Source organism: Carnobacterium maltaromaticum DSM 20342, assembly GCF_000744945.1.
Taxonomy (GTDB): Bacteria; Bacillota; Bacilli; order Lactobacillales; family Carnobacteriaceae; genus Carnobacterium; species Carnobacterium maltaromaticum.
In genome coordinates, this window is the sequence record NZ_JQMX01000001.1 from 399,745 (window position 1) to 418,986 (window position 19,242).

12 protein-coding genes and 1 other annotated feature are annotated in these 19,242 nt (G+C 34.4%); of the genes, 9 read left to right on the top strand and 3 right to left on the bottom strand.

Features of this window, described 5'->3' with window-relative positions:
* The first annotated feature begins 62 nt into the window (after positions 1-62).
* The 4 genes from BR77_RS01905 to BR77_RS01920 all read left to right on the top strand — a co-directional run bounded on the left by BR77_RS01905 (position 63) and on the right by BR77_RS01920 (position 5,294).
* Positions 63-299 carry a YneF family protein gene (locus BR77_RS01905; RefSeq protein WP_010053053.1) on the top strand — a complete coding sequence of 79 codons (237 nt, stop codon included), beginning with the start codon at positions 63-65 and terminating at the stop codon, positions 297-299.
* Positions 300-482: 183 nt separating this feature from the next.
* Positions 483-2,234 (top strand): ABC transporter ATP-binding protein, encoded by a 1,752-nt coding sequence (locus tag BR77_RS01910; protein WP_035063776.1) that lies wholly within the window; start codon positions 483-485, stop codon positions 2,232-2,234.
* The gene (locus tag BR77_RS01915) at positions 2,234-4,024 is read left to right on the top strand and encodes an ABC transporter ATP-binding protein (protein ID WP_016356474.1); all 1,791 of its coding nucleotides are present in this window, start codon (positions 2,234-2,236) and stop codon (positions 4,022-4,024) included. The genes BR77_RS01910 and BR77_RS01915 overlap by 1 nt, the downstream gene beginning before the upstream one ends.
* Before the next feature lie 238 nt (positions 4,025-4,262).
* Positions 4,263-5,294, top strand: a complete 1,032-nt coding sequence (locus BR77_RS01920) for an NADH:flavin oxidoreductase/NADH oxidase (RefSeq protein ID WP_015076597.1) — start codon at positions 4,263-4,265, stop codon at positions 5,292-5,294.
* Positions 5,295-5,376: 82 nt separating this feature from the next.
* Here the strand turns inward: BR77_RS01920 and BR77_RS01925 are convergent, their stop codons facing one another.
* Positions 5,377-5,994 carry a lysophospholipid acyltransferase family protein gene (locus tag BR77_RS01925; protein WP_010053059.1) on the bottom strand — a complete coding sequence of 206 codons (618 nt, stop codon included), beginning with the start codon at positions 5,992-5,994 and terminating at the stop codon, positions 5,377-5,379.
* 200 nt (positions 5,995-6,194) lie between these two features.
* Here BR77_RS01925 and BR77_RS01930 point away from each other — a divergent pair, with 200 nt between their 5' ends.
* The 4 genes from BR77_RS01930 to BR77_RS01945 all read left to right on the top strand — a co-directional run bounded on the left by BR77_RS01930 (position 6,195) and on the right by BR77_RS01945 (position 14,727).
* Positions 6,195-7,346: an exonuclease SbcCD subunit D gene (locus BR77_RS01930; RefSeq protein WP_010053060.1), complete on the top strand. Its 1,152-nt coding sequence runs from the start codon at positions 6,195-6,197 to the stop codon at positions 7,344-7,346.
* Complete coding sequence (locus BR77_RS01935) at positions 7,343-10,489, top strand: AAA family ATPase (RefSeq protein WP_080732530.1); 3,147 nt, start codon at positions 7,343-7,345, stop codon at positions 10,487-10,489. Before BR77_RS01930 ends, BR77_RS01935 begins: the two co-directional genes overlap by 4 nt.
* Before the next feature lie 164 nt (positions 10,490-10,653).
* Positions 10,654-13,881, top strand: a complete 3,228-nt coding sequence (locus BR77_RS01940; RefSeq protein WP_035063780.1) for a DEAD/DEAH box helicase — start codon at positions 10,654-10,656, stop codon at positions 13,879-13,881.
* 9 nt (positions 13,882-13,890) lie between these two features.
* Complete coding sequence (locus tag BR77_RS01945) at positions 13,891-14,727, top strand: DUF2785 domain-containing protein (RefSeq protein WP_015076591.1); 837 nt, start codon at positions 13,891-13,893, stop codon at positions 14,725-14,727.
* Positions 14,728-14,780: 53 nt separating this feature from the next.
* Here BR77_RS01945 and BR77_RS01950 read toward each other — a convergent pair whose 3' ends face one another.
* Together BR77_RS01950 and BR77_RS01955 are read right to left on the bottom strand one after the other, a co-directional pair.
* Positions 14,781-15,494: an HAD family hydrolase gene (locus tag BR77_RS01950; RefSeq protein WP_015076590.1), complete on the bottom strand. Its 714-nt coding sequence runs from the start codon at positions 15,492-15,494 to the stop codon at positions 14,781-14,783.
* A gap of 244 nt (positions 15,495-15,738) precedes the next feature.
* Positions 15,739-17,397 carry a peptide ABC transporter substrate-binding protein gene (locus BR77_RS01955; RefSeq protein ID WP_010053064.1) on the bottom strand — a complete coding sequence of 553 codons (1,659 nt, stop codon included), beginning with the start codon at positions 17,395-17,397 and terminating at the stop codon, positions 15,739-15,741.
* Positions 17,398-17,512: 115 nt separating this feature from the next.
* Positions 17,513-17,774 (bottom strand) — a binding site (T-box leader).
* A 200-nt stretch (positions 17,775-17,974) separates the two neighbouring features.
* Between BR77_RS01955 and pepT the strand changes: the two genes are divergently transcribed.
* Positions 17,975-19,222: a peptidase T gene (pepT, locus tag BR77_RS01960; protein WP_015076589.1), complete on the top strand. Its 1,248-nt coding sequence runs from the start codon at positions 17,975-17,977 to the stop codon at positions 19,220-19,222.
* Positions 19,223-19,242 lie beyond the last annotated feature (20 nt).

Genomic DNA, 19,242 nt, shown 5'->3' on the forward strand with positions numbered 1-19,242 from the left:
TATTTTTAAGTGATAATCTAGTACAATTGATAAATGAGAAGTCTGGAAAGGAGTGAATTGAGATGAACATGGGAATTGCTATTTTATTAATCGTTCTTGCTTTAGTAGGAGGATTAGTTGGTGGATATTTTATTGCAAGAAAATACATGATGGATTATTTTAAAAAGAATCCTCCCGTTAATGAGGATATGCTACGTATGTTAATGATGCAAATGGGTCAAAAACCGTCTGAAAAGAAAATTAAACAGATGATGGCTTCAATGCAAGTTCAAACAGAAAAAGCGAATAAAAAGAAATAATTTAATAAATTAGGGGACTGATTTTTTATTTTGATTCTTTCAAAAAAAACGGGCAGATTATTCTGCTCGTCTTTTTTGTTTTTAATAGCGGATTTTGGCTATTGTTTTGAAATCATGTATAAATAAACAGGCTTCTAATAGAGTGGTCAAAATAAAAATAAAAAGTAGGTGTAAGAAACAGTTATGGGTATTTTTAAAAAGTTAGGTTGGTTTTTTAAGCAAGAAAAAAAATCATATATCACAGGTATCTTTTTCCTTATTTTAGTTGCACTAGTTCAACTAGTACCTCCACGGGTTATCGGAGTAGTTGTGGATGAAATTGCGGCTGGGAAAATGACGGGGGCTTATCTTAGTCGTTGGATCCTTATTTTAGTTGCCGCTGGAATCGGTCAATATACTTTTCGCTACATTTGGCGATTAAATATTTGGGGTGGCGCTGCAAAATTAGAGCAAACGCTACGAAATAATTTATTTAAACATTTTACCCAGATGGATCATAGCTTTTTCCAAAAATATCGAACTGGGGATTTGATGGCACATGCTACGAATGACTTATCTGCAATTCAAATGGTTGCAGGTGGTGGAATTTTAACCTTAGCAGATTCAATGATTACTGGTGGAGCAACAATTATCGCAATGGCTATTTTTATTGATTGGCGTTTAACGTTAATAGCGCTCATTCCTTTGCCACTTTTAGCAGTGGCTTCCCGGGTTTTAGGGTCCAAACTACATGAACGTTTTAGAGGTGCACAAGCTGCCTTTTCTTCTATGAACGATAAAACACAAGAAAGTATTAGTGGGATTAAGGTCATTAAGACGTTTGGAGAAGAAGCAGCAGATGTGGCAGATTTTAAAGAACAGACAGATAAAGTTGTTGCAAAAAATAAACGTGTGTATCTGATTGATTCCCTATTTGACCCGGCGATTACTTTTATCATGGGAATTTCTTATGTGCTTACCATTATTATTGGTGGAAGTTACGTAATGTCTGGGACAATTTCAATTGGGCAACTGATTTCGTTTATCAGCTATATTGCAATGCTAATTTGGCCAATGTTTGCAATTGGTCGTTTATTTAATATTTTAGAACGTGGGAGTGCGAGTTATAACCGAGTTGAGGAATTATTAAGCGAAAGTTCATCAATTATTGAAAATCCAAATACTGTTCAAGAGCTAGTTAATGGCAGACTTGATTATCGAATTGATGAGTTTCATTATCCTGAGGATGATCGAGTAGCGCTTAATCACGTACATTTTACCATTAAACAGGGGGATACTTTGGGTATCGTTGGTAAAACTGGAGCAGGCAAAACGACTTTGTTTAAATTATTATTGAGAGAATATGATGAGTATGCAGGAAGTATTCGATTTGGAGGTCACGATATTCGTGATTATTCATTAAATGCATTACTTCATGGGCTTGGCTATGTTCCTCAAGATCAATTTTTATTTTCAACAACGATTCGTGAAAATATCCGGTTTGCAAACCCCAATTTAACGGAAGAAGACGTAATCAATGCAGCTAAATTAACAGCTATTCATGATGATATTTTGGGATTGCCGAATGGCTATGACACTTTAGTTGGTGAGCGTGGTGTTTCCTTATCAGGTGGGCAAAAGCAAAGAATTTCTATTGCTCGCGCATTAATTACAAATCCAGAGTTATTAATTTTAGATGATGCCCTTTCTGCAGTTGATGCAAAAACAGAAGAAGCCATTTTATCGGCTTTGAAAGCCCAACGTCTAGACCAAACTACAATTATTGCGGCACATCGAATTAGTAGTGTCATGCATGCAGAAGAGATTATTGTGTTAGACGATGCTGAAATTATTGAACGAGGAAATCATCAAGAATTAATAGAAATTGACGGCTGGTATCAAGATATGTTCGATCGCCAACAACTAGAAGACAAGCTTGAAGGGGGTGCGAACTAGTGGAAGAAAATAAATCAGAGTGGTTAAAGTCAATTCCAGTCAAAGAACAAGTCGCCATTGTAAAAAGAATGTTTGTTTTTGCTAAACCATTTAAGAAACAGTTTTTTATTGCTATCTTTTTCGGAGTTATTTTAGCGATTATTAACATTTTATTGCCTCGTATTTTACAAATTTTTATGGATAGTTATTTAACGCCAAGAAAAGCTACAACAGAGATAATTATTACTTTTGCAAGCATTTATTTTGCAGTAACTTTAGCAAAAATAGTTGTTTGGTTTTGTCAGATGTATATTTTTAATATGGCAGCTGAAAAAACAGTTCAAAATATTCGTAATCAATTATTTGAAAAACTGCATACACTAGGAATGCGTTATTTTGATCAAACTCCAGCAGGATCAATTGTTTCAAGAGTAACAAATGACACTGAAACGATTAAAGAATTTTGGGCGGTCTTTTTAACAGTATTACAAGGTCTATTTGCTATTATTTCCGCATTTACAGCGATGTTCTTGTTGAATAGTCAAATTGCTATGTGGTGCTTACTTTTCTTGCCAATTTTAATGGTAGTTGTATGGTATTACCAACATTTTAGTTCGAAAGTATATCGTGGTATGCGTGAAAAACTAAGCCAATTAAATACAAAATTAAATGAGTCTATTTCAGGCATGGGAATTATTCAGCAGTTTCGTCAGGAAAAAAGACTACAAGCTGAATTTAATGAAACGAATAACGACTATTTTCAATCAAGAATTTCGATGGTTAAAATTAACGCGTTGTTACTAGGACCAATTATTAGCTTGCTTTATACGTTTTCTCTTGCAGTTATTCTAGGCTTTTTTGGATATAATGCACTGACAGAGCCTGTTAGTATTGGTGTGGTTTATGCATTTATTTCATACACTCAAAGTTTTTTTAATCCAATGACAAATATGATGGATTATTTAAGCATTTTTCAAGATGGGATTGTTTCAAGTAGCCGTGTGTTAAAAGTAATGGATGAAACAAGCCTAACTCCTCAACAAGACTCACTCGCTACAGGTGAAATTCAGGATGCTGAGATTGAATTTAAGCATGTGAGTTTTTCATATGACGGCGAGCACGATGTGTTAACAGATATTAGTTTTACAGCAAAACCTGGTGAAACGGTCGCTTTAGTCGGTCATACTGGGAGTGGAAAAAGCTCGATAATTAATGTATTATTACGCTTTTATGAATTTAATCGAGGAGATATTTTAATTGATGGAAAATCCATTAAAGAGTATCCGATTACAGAAATACGTGAAAAAATGGGCTTAGTATTACAAGATTCTTTCTTGTTTTATGGAGATATTAAACGTAATATTCGCTTAATGAATCAAACGATTACGGACTATCAAATTGAAGAGGCTGCTCGTTTTGTTCAAGCAGATAGTTTTATAGAAGAGTTGCCCGGGCAATACAATGCAAAAGTTATTGAGCGTGGTGCCAGTTATTCTAGTGGTCAACGTCAGCTGATTTCATTTGCCAGAACAATTGTAACGGATCCGAAAATTTTAGTATTGGATGAAGCAACGGCTAATATTGATACGGAGACCGAAACATTAATTCAAGAAGGCCTTAAAAAAATGCGACAAGGTCGGACTACGATTGCGATTGCTCATCGTCTGTCAACAATTCGCGATGCAAATTTAATTCTTGTTTTAGATCATGGAAAAATTATTGAACGTGGAACTCATGAAGAACTAATTGAATTAGGTGGTATATATTATGATATGTATCGCTTGCAAAATAGTGAAAATGCAACTGGTTAATTCATTTAAATAGACAATACGGAAGCTACTTATATGTTGCTTCCGTATTGTTTTTTAGCGCAGTTCTTATGAGCCAACTTTTCGATAAAAAATAAAAATTCGAGAGGACAAAAAGCGTAATATCCATTTTCCTGTTTTCTTGTGGGAGCTAACCAGTTCAACGAACTTTTTTAGTTGACAAATAATTTTTTTAGCGAGATAGTATAGAAAAACTTATCCGAAAGTAGGGGCGAAAAGTATGGTGAATTTAGATCATTCATTTTCAATTAAAGGGTTAACCTTAAAAAATAGAATTGTTATGGCTCCAATGTGTCAATATTCAGTCGAAAAAGAAGATGGTAAACCAAATGACTGGCATTTTGTGCATTATGTTTCTCGTGCGGTTGGTGGTGTCGGCTTAATTTTAATAGAAATGACGGATGTTGAACCTGATGGTCGAATTACAAATAATGATTTAGGTTTATGGACAGATGAACAGATACCAGCTTTCAAAAAAATAATTGATGAAGTCCATCGTCAAGGAGCTAAAATTGGTATTCAAATTGCCCACGCAGGTCGTAAGGCACAAGATACAGAGGAACCTGTTGGAGCAACTAATCAACCAATCGAAGATGGCGTCTCTCGACGTGGTGTACCTAGAGCATTAACAACTGAAGAGGTTGGTGCTATGGTGGATAAATACAAAGATGCAGCTAGAAGAGCCGTTGAAGCTGGGGTAGATACGATTGAAATTCATGGAGCTCATGGTTACTTAATTCATCAGTTTATCTCGCCTTTGGTGAATACCCGTGAGGATCAATACGGGCAGGACTTAGCTAGATTTCCAGTTGAAATTATTAAGGCTGTCAAAAGTGTTATGCCAGATGATATGCCATTGCTTATGCGTCTTTCAGCAATTGAGTACGTTGAAAATGGCTACGATATTCAACACTCTCTTGAAATAGCTAAAAAATGTCAAGAAGCGGGTGTTGATGTATTTCATATTTCAAGTGGTGGAGAAGGGACTCCAGGAACTTTAAAACCAGGTAATTATCCAGGTTACCAAGTTCCAATGGCTAGGAAATATCGTGAAATGCTAAATGTACCTGTGATTGCGGTAGGAAAATTAGAGAGTCCTGAACTTGCTGAAGCGGTTATTGCCAATCAAGATGCTGATTTAGTTGCGATTGGAAGAGGTTTGCTAGATGATCCTTACTGGGGAATCCATGCTTTGAAAAAAATAGGCAAATCAGTTGTACCTCCTAAACAGTATGAACGTGGTATTCGCTAATTAAAAAGCTCGAGGTGCTGGCTTTAAACGAACTAGCCTAAAAAAATAGAACCAATTAGCGAGAAAACTAATTGGTTCTATTTTATTTAGCTTCATACTTATAGTTTGGATCAATTTCTGCATCTAACTGATCAAAAGCTGCTTGCATTTGATCTTCAATGTCTTTCAGTGTTTCTTTGGTTAATTTTACTTTCTTATCTAAATAAATAGGTTCACCAAAATTGACAGTTACACGTTTTCTAGAAAGTAGTCCTTTAATGGTTAAGGGACCTTGGAATACAGCTGGAACGATTGGAGCGCCGCTTAGCTTAGCAATTGTTGCGGCTCCACCTTTCAAATCGTTTGAATGGCGTGTTCCACTTGGGAACATAATTAAGCTTAGATTGCCCTCTTTTAAAAACTTAACTGGTTTTTTGATTACACTTGGTCCTGGATTTTCTCGATCGACAGGGAAAGCATTGGCATGGACCAAAATCCAACGTAAAATGGGATTCTTAAATAATTCTTGTTTGGCCATAAATGAAAAAATAGTTGGAGTTCCTGCTAAGGCAAAATAGATTGGATCAAACCAAGTTCTATGGGGACCAACTAAAATATAAGCTTCTTCTTTAGGTAGGCGCTCTTTATTCGTGTAGCGTGCATTTCCATTAAGGAGAAAAACTACAAATCGAGCTACCTGACGTATAAATCGATAGAACACGTTAACTCAACCTCTCTAGTTTTAAATTCAAATGTAACTATTTTCTTACTTAACAGTATGCAAGATTATTACGTATTTAGCAAGAAAATTTTCTTATTCCTATACATAAAAAAGAATTTGCTAAAAAAGCACTAGGAAGCATCTTAATTTTTTACAATTTGTTATAATAGAAGCAGAAGCTAAAATTCGGAGGTTAAAAAATGAAATTTATTCATACTGCAGATTGGCATATTGGAAAGAAAATTCATGGTTTTCAATTGTTAAAAGAGCAACGCGAAGTTTTTGAGCAAATGCTAGAAGTGGCTATACGTGAGGAAGTAGATGCTATTGTTGTAGCAGGTGATTTGTATGATCGTGCGGTTCCACCTAGTGAAGCAGTGGCATTGTTAAATCAATTATTTGTTGAACTAAATATTGAAAATCGTTTCCCTATTTTAGCTATTTCTGGAAATCATGATAGCCCAACCCGATTAGAAACTGGAGGACCATGGTACCAAACCCTAAATTTTCATCTTCATACAAAAATTAGTCAGAGCCTCAAACCAATTGTGATTGGGAATACTCAGTTTTTTTTATTGCCTTACTTTGAACCTATAGATGCTCGTCTCTATTTTAAAGATGAGACACTAGTTACTCATGAATTAGCGGCTAAACGGGTCGTTGAAGAAATGGAGAAGCAGTTTAATTCGGAGTATAATCAGGTATTGGTGGCGCATTTATTTGTGGCTGGGAGTTTACGGACAGAATCTGAAACTGAAGTGATGGTTGGGGGATTGGATCAAGTATCTGCAAGTATTTTTAATGCTTTTGACTACGTTGCCCTCGGACATTTACATGATCCAAATGCAACTAGACATGCTAAATTACAATATTCGGGTACCTTGTTAAAGTTTTCAATCTCGGAAGCGAATCAGCAAAAAGGCTTCAAATTAATTGAACTTTCCGATGAGGGCGAACTGACCAATCAATTTTTCCCTGTTTCTCCTGAAAAAGAACTTCGAGTACTTGAAGGTTTTTTTGCTGATTTGATTGAACCAACCTATTATGAAGCACAAAAAAGAGATGATTTTATTTATGTTCAGCTAAAAGATACAAAAATGATTCCTGATGCAATGAATCGTTTGCGGGAAATTTATCCGAATGTATTAGGAATGGAACGTTTGGACCGCAGTGGTTTAATGGCAACTATGAATTTGACTACTCGTGAAAAATTAAAAACAAAGGATCCAAGTGAACTATTTAAAGACTACTATGAAGAAGTAATGGGTGAAGCACTATCAAGTAAGCAGGAAACCTTATTAAACGAGTTGTTACAAAATTTAGATGTGACAAACAAAGGAGGAAGAAATTGAAACCAATAAAATTAAATTTGCAGGCTTTCGGCCCATACTTAAATGAAACGATTGATTTTAGTTCCTTTTATGAACATCATATTTTTCTGATTGCTGGTAAAACTGGTGCAGGTAAAACAACCCTTTTTGATGCAATGAGTTATGCTTTATTTGGTAAAACCAATGGTTTAAATCGTGAGCCAAAAGAAATGCGATCAACTTTTGCAAAACCAAGTGAAGAAACAAAAGTTGTTTTTACTTTTTCGGCACAAAATAAAGTGTATCAAATAGAACGAATTCCTGAACAAGTCCTAGCCAAAAAACGCGGTGATGGAGTTAGGGAAGTTAAAGCTAAAGCCACAATCACAATTTTTGATGAATTTGGCAAAGAGCTAAACCATTTTACTAAGACTACAGAAGTCAATCAGATTGTTGAAGAAGTTGTTCAATTAGAAGATGAGCAATTTCGACAAATTATTATGTTGCCTCAAGGTGATTTCAGACGCTTTTTAAATGCGAATAGTAATGAAAAAGAAAAAATTCTACGCAAATTATTTGGTACAGAACCTTATCGTTTATTTAGTGAGAAGTTAAAAGAACAAAAAAAATTAATTAGTGTTGCTATTAAAGATCAAGAGAAAGAATTAATTACTACTTTACAACATGCTCGTTGGGTCACCGAGTTACCTGAAATTCTTGAGCTTGGACAAGCGCGAGGTAAAAAAGAGTTATCCTACTTAAAAGAACAGCAAGAGAATATGCATAATCAATTGCAAAAAAATGAAAAAAGAATTCAATTGCTAAAAGAAGAAGAAAATAAGAGGCAACTTGAGCTACAAAAAGTTCAAGCAGAAATCTTATTGTTTAACGAAAAGGAACAGCTATATTCTCAACAAAATATACACAAATCAGCAACAGAAAGAATAACGACTTTAAAAGAGAAATTAAATAAACTTAAGGAAGCAGAACTCATTCAACCATTATTAGTTCGACAATTAGAACTGAAAAATGAACTGGCTGAGTTAGCGACGGAAGTGCATTCTCTTGAGGATCAAAAAAAACTAGCTGAAAAAGAGCAAAATTATTGGGAAACTCTGTATCAAGAAAAGCTAGCTGAAAGTCCAGAACAAGAACGTCGTGAAATGAAGCTGATTGAATTGAAACAACAAAAAATAGTACTGGATGGTTATAGTCGAGTGCGACAAGAGGCTGAAAGATTAGCTGAAAAAATTAACTTATTAGATAGAGAAAAAGTAGCTTGTGGTAACCAGTTACAAGAAAAACAAAAACAAGAAATGGCGATTGTTCAAAAATTAGATCAATTAAAAGAAGTTGAACAACAGCTGAATCAGTTGGATAAAGAACAGACAAGGGTACAAACCATTGATCAAAAACTGGTTGAATTTAGTCAAATAGAAGAGAAAATTCAGCAGTTAAAAAACCAAGAAATAACAGTTAGAGACTCACTATTATTGGCTGAGGAAAAAGTAGCGGAAACAGAAAAAAATTATTTGAAAGCCAAAAGTGATTGGGCTAAAATTCAAATTAGGCGACTCGCTTTAGACTTAGAAGATGGTGCTCCTTGTCCAGTATGTGGGTCGGTGGAACATCCGTACTTACACAGCCAAGTTGAAGATATGGATGAATTTGAAACAATGAGCCAGGCAGAAAATCAATTGGATTTTTGGGAAAATGAATTAACAACAGTTAAAGAAACGGTTGCTAGTTTTAAAACCCGAATTGAAGGGCTACACGAGCAACTTGCTGATTCAGAAAGTCAATTAGAAAAACGAATGGAAAATGACCCACTTGCGACTAGATTGGAAAAAAGTAGTCTAGATCAACTAAAAAAAGAAGTTAAAGTGCAATTAGAGAAAATAGAAACACAGATAATGGAATTAAAGCAACAGCATTCAAAAGAAACAGAATTGTTAGAAGAGCAAAATAAATTAAAAAGTTTTATTGAGAAAAAATCTGCAGAATTAAATATAATAGAGCAGGATTATCAAAATGTATGGCAAGAGCAACTGGAGAAAAAGGGAGAATTAACCCAAATAAAACAACAATTACCTTTAGAATTACTAGATGAAACGATTTTTAAAGGGCGATTATCTCAATTGGAATTGGAAGTTGCAGCATTTAAGCAAGAACTTTCAGAACGTGAACTAAAAAAAGTAGCAGCACAAGATCAATTAAAAGAAATTATAAGTAATCAAGTTCATTTAAAAAAACAATCAGCCAAGGCTGAAAAATTAGAACTTGAGTTAACAGAAAAATTGAATGATGCGATTAGTCAGTCAAGTTTTGAAAACCAAAAGTCGATTGAAGCAACCTTGACTGAATTGGAAGAAGTAGTTGATTGGGAAAAGGAAGTTCAACAATACGAAAAAGAAGAGTATCGCATCACTCAACGGATAGCTGAATTAGAAAACCAGTTACTTTCTGTTGAAAAGCCAAATGTTGAGATTGCAGAATCGCGTCTTAAGGAAGTGGCTATTGAACGAGAAACTATGCAAGAAGAGCAGACAAGGAATCAACAAATTCACATGCAAAATAAAAAAGTTTTAAAAGAAGCGACTGAAATTATTCGTTCTATTCAAGAACAATGGGATTTATTAGATGAAGTAACGAATTTATCAGCAGTGGCTAATGGTGACGGTGATCAAAGTAAAATGGGCTTTGAGCGCTATGTTTTGACTTATTTTTTAGAAGAAGTCTTAACGATTGCTAACGGCCGATTACAACAATTATCAAATAATCGTTATTTATTTGATTTAAATCGTGAAGAAGGGTCAAGAAAAACAGATACAGGTTTAGAAATTAATATCTATGATGATAATGCTGGTGGTTTACGCAATGTCCGCACCCTATCTGGTGGAGAAAGCTTTATTGCGGCGTTAGCATTGTCGCTGTCACTATCTGAAGTTGTGCAACAGCATGCTGGTGGGATTCAAATCGAAACGATGTTTATTGATGAAGGTTTTGGTTCCTTAGATGAAGATGCATTGGAAGAAGCGATGGATGCCTTATTGCAAATTGAAGGTAGTGGGAGATTAGTCGGAATTATTAGCCATGTTAAAGAGCTTAAAGAACGGATTCCAGATAAGTTATTAGTTGAATCTAATGGTACCGGTAAGAGTAAAATTAAAATTAGTCATGGTTAACAAATTTAAAGGAAAGTATCCAGTCAGTTAATTCGATCGTTCAATCAAAAATTATCATGAAGTTAGTGTAATTTTTTCAAGAATAGCGTACAATGGTGAGATAGATAAAATAAAAATAAGCTGAGAATTTGATGGATTGTTGGAAGAAAGTGGGAGAATTTTGAATGAAGTGGAGCATACCTGAAAAAGTTATTGATCGCGCCAGAATATACGTAGCCGAAAAAAGGGTTCTTGTTATTACACCTTTTTTAGAAAAGAAAATTTGGACTGCGGAAGTAATGGGCAGCGAAATCTATCATGTAGAGCTAGATGGAACAACAAGAGAATCAGATTTTTGCGAATGCCCTTATTGGAAAGACCATGGGTACTGTAAGCATACAGTTGCAGTGGAATTAGCACTAAAAGAACAAGGTGTTAGTCGTGTGATGACAGCTGAAAATGCTGAGAAAATGACTGCTGTCTTACCTGATCCAGGACAAGAACTAACAGAATCCTTCACTCGTGTTTTTTTGAAAGAAAACCGTGAGATTTTTTTAGAAGTTGAGGATAAGCTTGAATTAATGATGGAATATAAAGTTGAGATAAAATCAACGAGCAATTCATTAATTAGAAATAATGATGAAGTCCTTGCTTTAAGTTTAAGAGCAGGCTTAGATAAATTATATATTGTTAAAGATGTCGCCAGTTTTTTTGAAAGCTATCACAATCAAGGAACTTTTGACTTAAATACAAATCAGACATTAGATTTTAAGCAAATCAAAATTACAGCTGAAGATAGCTTGATTTTAGATTTTTTAGGACAACAAGCAGCTTCTAATGAAATGATGGGTGTCGGCAGTAAAGAACCAAAATCAATTTATAGCAATAAACGTTATTTAGTTATTTCCCCAATTTTAGCAGAAGAAACCATTCAATTGATTCAAGAAAATGGTAAGCTACAATTTTTTGTTGGCGAAAACAAACATAAACGTATGATTTTTGTGCCCAATCAATTGCCAATCTCATTCGAACTATTTCAGCAAAACCAAAAGATTTCATTATATATTAATAACCAAACGGATGCGAGATTAAAAGCTTATCATTGGTTTATTGCGAAGCATGCCATTTTTCAACCCTCAAAAGAACAATTGAGAGCATATCAACCTTTGCAAAATTTTTTACAGCGATATGATGGGAAAGAAGTGGTCATTGATCCAATTAATATGCCTGATTTCACAGCCTATGTACTGCCGTTACTAGCAAAAATTGGTGAAGTTTCAATTGATGAAGCTATTCAAGATACCTTTATTCAAGAACCTTTAAAAACAAAAATTTATTTTACCTATCACCAAGATGCAGTTCATGCAGTTGTTGATTTCAGCTATAAAAACTTAGTATTATCAACAGATGAAAAAAACAATCAACTAGGCGATTCAGGTGTTCAAGTGATTCGAGATAGCCAACAAGAGTTGAAAATTTTAAATTCATTTAAACAATTTGACTATCATCGTGATGAAACAAGTTATGCGAAACGCATGGTTAGAGATGATGACTTTTATACATTATTTACCAAAGAAATACCTTTTTTGGAAATGGATGCAGAAGTTTATGTAGATGATTTATTAGATAGTATGTTTTTAGATCAAATTGATCCAGAAACGTCAATTGATGTTCAAAATGAAGGTTCACTTTTAGATGTTAGATTTGATATCAAAGGTATCACTCCAGACGAAGTTGATCAAGTGTTGAAAAGCTTAGTTGAAAAACGTTCTTTTCACAAATTGGACAATGGTGTATTGCTTTCATTAGAAACAGATGCATTTAAGCATGTTAGTGATGTTTTAGCCGAATTACGCATTACAAAGGATTTTCAAAATGGAAAAATCACATTACCAAGTTATCGTGGACTTGAAGTACAAGAGACAATTGGTATAGAAGAAAGCAATAAACGAAAGCTTTCAAGAAAATTTAAAAATCTAATTGAAGATTTAAATGACCCTGCTCACTTTGAGGCGGAAGTTCCTAAAAATCTAGAAGCTGAATTACGACCTTACCAAATAACAGGATTTAAATGGCTAAAAATGTTAGCTAAATACGGCTTTGGTGGGATTTTAGCAGATGACATGGGATTAGGGAAAACAATTCAAGTGATTACATTTATTTTATCTGAAATTGAGGATTATGGAAAAAACGAGCCATTCTTAATTGTTTCTCCAGCTTCACTAACCTATAACTGGCATCATGAAATCAAAAAATTTGCTCCTAGTTTAGAAAGCTTTGTCGTTTCGGGCACAGCAGAAGAGCGTCAAAAACGGATTGAAGAAGTTGGACCAAATCAAATTCTAATTACATCTTATCCTAGTTTTAGACAGGATGTAGAATTTTATAAAAAGAAAAAATTCAGTACATTAGTTTTAGATGAATCGCAAATGGTGAAAAATTACCATACGAAAACAGCACAAGCATTGCGAGAGTTAACAATTCGTAAACGTTTTGCCCTTAGTGGAACACCTATTGAGAATAAAATTGAAGAATTATGGGCGATATTCCAACTAATTATGCCAGGGTTTTTCCCGCCAATGAAACAATTTAAAACGATGCCGTATCCGCAAATTGCACGAATGATTCAACCTTTTGTTTTAAGACGTATCAAAAAAGACGTGCTTAAAGAGTTACCAGATAAAATTGAAACAGATTTATATAGCTCGATGACGAAAGAACAAAAAACGGTTTATTTAGCTTATCTACAACGAATTCAAGATAGTGTCAGAAGTATGAGCGGTGATGACTTTAAGCGCAATCGAATTGAAATTTTAGCAGGCTTAACTAGATTGCGCCAAATTTGTTGTGACCCCCGCTTATTTGTTGATAATTATACAGGAGACTCTGGTAAACTTGAGCAATTGAAAGAATTGCTACAAACGGCCAAAGAAAATGGACAGCGTGTCTTGCTCTTTTCTCAATTTACATCAATGCTGTCTATTATTGAAGAAGAACTGGCTCAAGAAGGAATTGAGACCTTCTACTTAAGCGGTCAAACGAAACCTAAAGAACGGATCGAGATGGTTGATCGATTTAATGCAGGTGAAAAAGAAGTATTCTTGATTTCACTAAAAGCCGGAGGTACTGGCTTGAATTTAACTGGAGCAGATACCGTTATTCTTTATGACTTATGGTGGAATCCAGCCGTTGAAGAACAGGCCGCTGGTAGAGCACATCGTCTAGGTCAGAAGAAAGTGGTTCAAGTCTGGCGCTTAATTGCGGAAGGTACAATTGAAGAGAAGATTAGCCAATTGCAACAAGAAAAGAAGGCTTTATTTGATCAAGTGATTACATCTGAAGCAACAGATACGAAACAATTGACTCAATTAACCGAATCTGATATTCGTGAGATTTTAAATATTGGGGTTTAAGAGTCATCAGTGACCATATTTATTGAAAAAAGTGGGGTGATTGTTATAGAAAAATTCATTACTGATTTACTTCAAAAGGTTGAAACAGTTGAGCAATTTAAAATGGATGATCATGACATTTCTTTATTAATGGCTCATTTAGGGGATAGTGATGCTAGTTTGCGTGATGAAGGTTTATATACCTTAGTTGCTTTATTAGTTGAAAAGAATTGTTTAAACACAGTGCAATTACGTACAATGAAAAACCAGCTTTTGTCAAAAAATTATTTATTTAAAGGAATGCAAGAGGATGAAACAGATGATATCTTTTGGCGTTCATTTAGTAATTTGTATTTAGCCGTTATTGTGGAGTATGACCGGACAAAAGAGCACTTTATGTCTACCAAAGAATTGTCAGAGATTGCGTTGAATTTGTGTTGCTACTTAACTTTAGAAAATGATAACCGCGGTTTTATCGATGGGAAAGGTTGGGCTCATGCTTTTGCTCATGCGGGTGATCTGGCTAATGAACTAGCCAAGCATCCATATCTAGAGTCTAGTGATTTAAGTCTATTAACAGTGACAATTTTTCGGAAAGTCACGAACTTTGGCAAGATGTTTAGTTTTGGTGAGGAAGAACGATTGATACAAAGCTTGTTAACAATCTTAAAAAAACAACCAGATTTTTCAGTCAGTATTATTTGTTTAATTGAGAAGCAACAAATAGAGATTGAAAAAAATAAAAGCAAGCAAGAATTAATCCATCAAAATAACTACTACAATACACGTCGTTTTTATCAGCAGTTTTTACTAAGTTCAAATACACCTAGCATTGTTAAACAAAAGTTAGAAAAATGGAGTATATAAAAAAAAGGAATGTGGACAGTTAAACTGCCGCATTCCTTGTTTTTTTACTCTGATTAATCAAGTAAACTCAATACTTTTGAGGGGAATTCATGAAATTCAGTAATTTCTTCATCACAAGACCATAGACTAACAGGTTTTTCACGTTTCCGATGATTGAACCAGAAAGCTTGCCAACCAGCTTCCTTGGCTCCATTAACATCATTATCATAATTATCGCCAATGTAGAGAGTAGTGCTAGGCTCAAATTTAAATTGTCTAGCGGCCAAATCAAAGATACGTCGATCAGGCTTTGCAAATCCTGAACTCTCTGAAATAATCATTTTTTCTGCTGGAATCCATCGTTCTAGTTGTAGTTGTTGAATCTTCTTAGATTGATGATCAGTAGGGCCATTGGTAATAATCCCAATTTGAATATCACTTTTTGAAGCTAACGCATTTAGCAATTCTTTAGCTTCAGGTAATAATTGGATGGAGTTCAGTTCCGTTTCATAGTTTTCTTGAAAGAGTAGTCCCTGATCCTCAGTTAGTGAGTAACCTTGTTCTTTTAATACTTCGCGAATTCGGTAAAAACGCATATAGTCTAAAGTCCATTCTCCAGAAATATACTTGCAGAAAGTCTCATCACTATGGTAACGAAAGCGGAGATAAGCTCTGGTTAAATCTAAAGAACTAAAGTATGCAGGGAAACAATTGGCAATAGCATTTTTAAAAGGTGCTTGTTGGTCATATAATGTATCATCAACATCAAAAACAATTGCATTAATCAAAATCGGACAAATCCTTCCATCAAGTTACTTTTTTCACACAATTTCTAGTATAGCAAAAAGCTTCTTATTTAAAAAGGCGTTCTTAGTAGTTCTATGTATATTTTCATGAAATATTTCTTGAAAAATTAGAAAGTCTATTTTTTAAATGGCAAAAGCGCCTAAATGGTCGAGGAAAAGATAAAATCAGCTCTAACTGCATTTCATGTAAAATACGATTAGAGCTGATTTTTCAATTAATAAATCTTTATTTTGAAATCGTTACGTTTCTAAAGGTGAAGTCGGAACCTAACAGATGACTTTCTAATCCTTTAACTGTTGAGCGTTGTAAATAATTGGTAGTTCTTTGATATAAGGGTTCAAATGCCGCGTCTTCAAATAAAATTTTCTCAGCAGCTAAGAATTTTTCATACCGTTTTTCAGGATTATTAGCATCAATTGTTTTAGAATCAGTAATTAATTGTTGGAATTTATCATTTTTATATTTTCCATAGTTATAGGCACCATCGGTTTCAAATAAAACGAAAAATCCAGTGGGATCAATATCACCAGCAATCCAACCCGCAGTTGCTAAATCAAAATTACCTGCACGACGTTCTTCTAAGGCTACATTTTTTGGTACACTACGAATTTTAATTGTAATTCCTTTAAGGTTTTCACTAATTGTACTTTGGATATACTCGCCTAATTTTTTCTCCATCGCATCATCTGAAGTTACTAATTCCAATTCTAACTGTTCTCCAACATCTTTTTTAGCTAAATCCCATTCTTTTTTAGCTTCTTTTAGGTCATAATCTAAAAATGAACCATTTTCTTTTCGGAAATCTTCGCCAGATTCAGGGTTCTTAGCTAACTTAGTTGGAATCAGTCCACCCAATGGATCTGAACCGTTGGCTACGATGTTATCTGTAATAGCAGAACGATCAATTGCAAGAGAGAGTGCTTTTCTTAAATGAGTATTTGCTAGTGGGCTGCCTTCAACTGTATTATAGCTCAGATATTGCAAAGCCAATTCTTGTTTTCGTACTAAATCAGGGTTGTCTTCATTTTCTTTAGCATAGTCGCCAACTAATGTTGTTACATCTAATTCATTGGCTTCATAAAGTTGAACACCAGTTGAAGTTTCTTTAACTACAGAGATATCAACTTTATCTAAAGAAACATTTTTTTGATCATGATAGCTTTTATTTTTTTCATAGCTCCAATTTGTAGCGCCATCTTTCCAATCTGTTAAAGTAAAAGGTCCGTTATACAAAATCTTGCTTGTATCCATAGCGTAGCCCTCACCTTGTTCTTCAACAAATTTTTGGTTTTGCGGATAGAACCACCCAATGGCCACTAAACTAAGAAAAGAGGGTTGTGGCAATTCTAAATTCACCTCTAGCTCATAGTCTGAAGTAGCTTTAACGCCTAATTCAGCTAATTCTTTTTCACCAGCTGTAATGGCTTTTGCATTTTTTATATTAGCAAATAAGTAGGCATTTGGTGCAGCACTAGCAGGATTTACAATCTTGCTCCAAGCATAGACGAAATCATTGGCAGTAACAGGTTCCCCATTGGACCACTTTGCATCTTCTTTCAATTTAAATGTATAAGTTAACCCATCGTCACTAATTTTTGCCGGCTCTTTTGCTAAGGCCAATTCAAGTTCATTATCACCGTTAAAGCGATACAAGCCTTCAAAAATTTGTTCGATAACTGTAAAAGTATTTCGATCTGTAGCTTTAGTTGTATCTAATGTAGTAATCTCTGCCGGTACGCTAGCACGCAGAACTTGTGCCACATTTGCTGATTTATTTGTATCTGATTCTTTCGTTGCAGCTGTATCTTTACCGTTAGATCCCCCACATGCTGCTAAGATGCTAGCAGTTATAACCAAACTTAAACCTAGTTTCCATTTTTTCATTTTCTCCCAATCCCCTTTATAGTAAAATTTATTTTTTTAATGACGAATGAAGCTATCTTGAATGAGAAAGAATCGAGTATATAAAAAAACGCCATCCATAACTAGTTAAAAAACTAGAAAGGACGAGCGTTTAAACGTCGTGTTACCACCTTAATTTATAAGAATCTCAAGATTCCTATCTCAAACAGTTCTTGAATCAAATTCGATTCGTTAAACTGTTGCACGATAACAGGTGCACCTGTAACAATCTAAAGGCCAAAGCTGTTCGATTGTTAAACTCAAAGGCCATTTTCGATAAAACATCAGCTGCCCTTTTTCAGCAAATGAGGGCTCTCTAAAAGCTTATTTATATCTACTTTCCTTCTCAAAGTTGTTAGTTATTCATTTTTTTCTCATTAAAAAAACATCTATTTCTAATCTATGGATGAATCATAACAAATTCTTTAGGTGCTTGTCAATAGACAATTTTAAAATGATTTAAAGCAACTAAATAGAATGGATTCATGAGTCTTTTTTAGGTATACTAATTAAAAGTGAAAAACAAATGAGAGCGCAATAGCGAGAAATGAGGAAGTATATGTATCCCGATTTGGTTCAACGTTTTATGACCTATGTAAAAAAAGAAACCCGTTCAGATCCAACAAGTTCGACAGTCCCTACAACAACATCACAAACAGATTTTGCTAAAGATTTAGTTGTAGAATTAACGAATTTAGGTTTGAGAGATGTTCAGTTGAATGTTAAAAATGGCTTTGTAACAGCAACTTTACCTAGTACAACTAGCTATAAAGTACCAACTATTGGTTTTATTGCCCATATTGATACAGCCGATTTTAATGCAGTAAATATTCAGCCACAAATACATCCTAATTACGATGGGAAAGAGCTAGTACTCCATTCAGATTTGGATATTAAATTGAAGCCCACTGATTTTCCAAATTTAAAAAATTATATTGGGGAAACGTTAATTACGACAGACGGCACCACTCTTTTAGGAGCAGATGATAAAGCTGGAATAGCTGAGATTGTGACAGCAATAGATTACTTTATTCAAAATCCGGAAATTGAGCATGGAATGATTAAGGTTGCGTTTGGTCCCGATGAAGAAATAGGCAGGGGAGCAGACTTATTTGATGTAGTTAATTTCGGTGCGGATTTTGCTTATACAATTGATAGTGGCACGGTCGGACGTTTAGAGTATGAAACCTTTAATGCCGCTGAGGCTAAAATTGTAATTAAAGGAAAGAGTGTACACCCAGGTGTTGCTAAAAATACGTTGATTAATGCATTGAAAATAGCTTTAGAGTTTGATGCGGCATTGCCACAAAATGAAGTTCCTGAAAGAACAGCGGGTTATGAAGGTTTTTATTTACTAAATAACTTGAGTGGAGATGTAGAAGATGCTCAGTTAACGTATATTATTCGTGATCATGATCAGCAAAAATTTAGTGAACGTAAACAATTTTTTGAAAACTTAGTCGATAGAATGAATCTAGATTTAGGTTATGAAGCTATCAGCTTAGTTTTGAAAGATCAATATTATAATATGGGTGAAATAATTCAAAAAAAACCTGAAATTATTCAATTGGCAATTGAGGCGATGAAAAATATTGGTATTAAAGCCATTGTGGAACCTTTCAGAGGCGGAACAGATGGTTCTAAAATTTCTTATTTAGGGTTACCATGCCCTAACTTATTTACAGGTGGAGAAAATTTTCATGGTCGCTATGAATTTATTAGTGTTGAAAGCATGGAAAAAGCCACAGCAACGATAATAGAAATTAGTCAGTTAAATGTGACTAAAAATAAAAATAGTCAACTTTAAAAAAGTCATATCCTCATTTT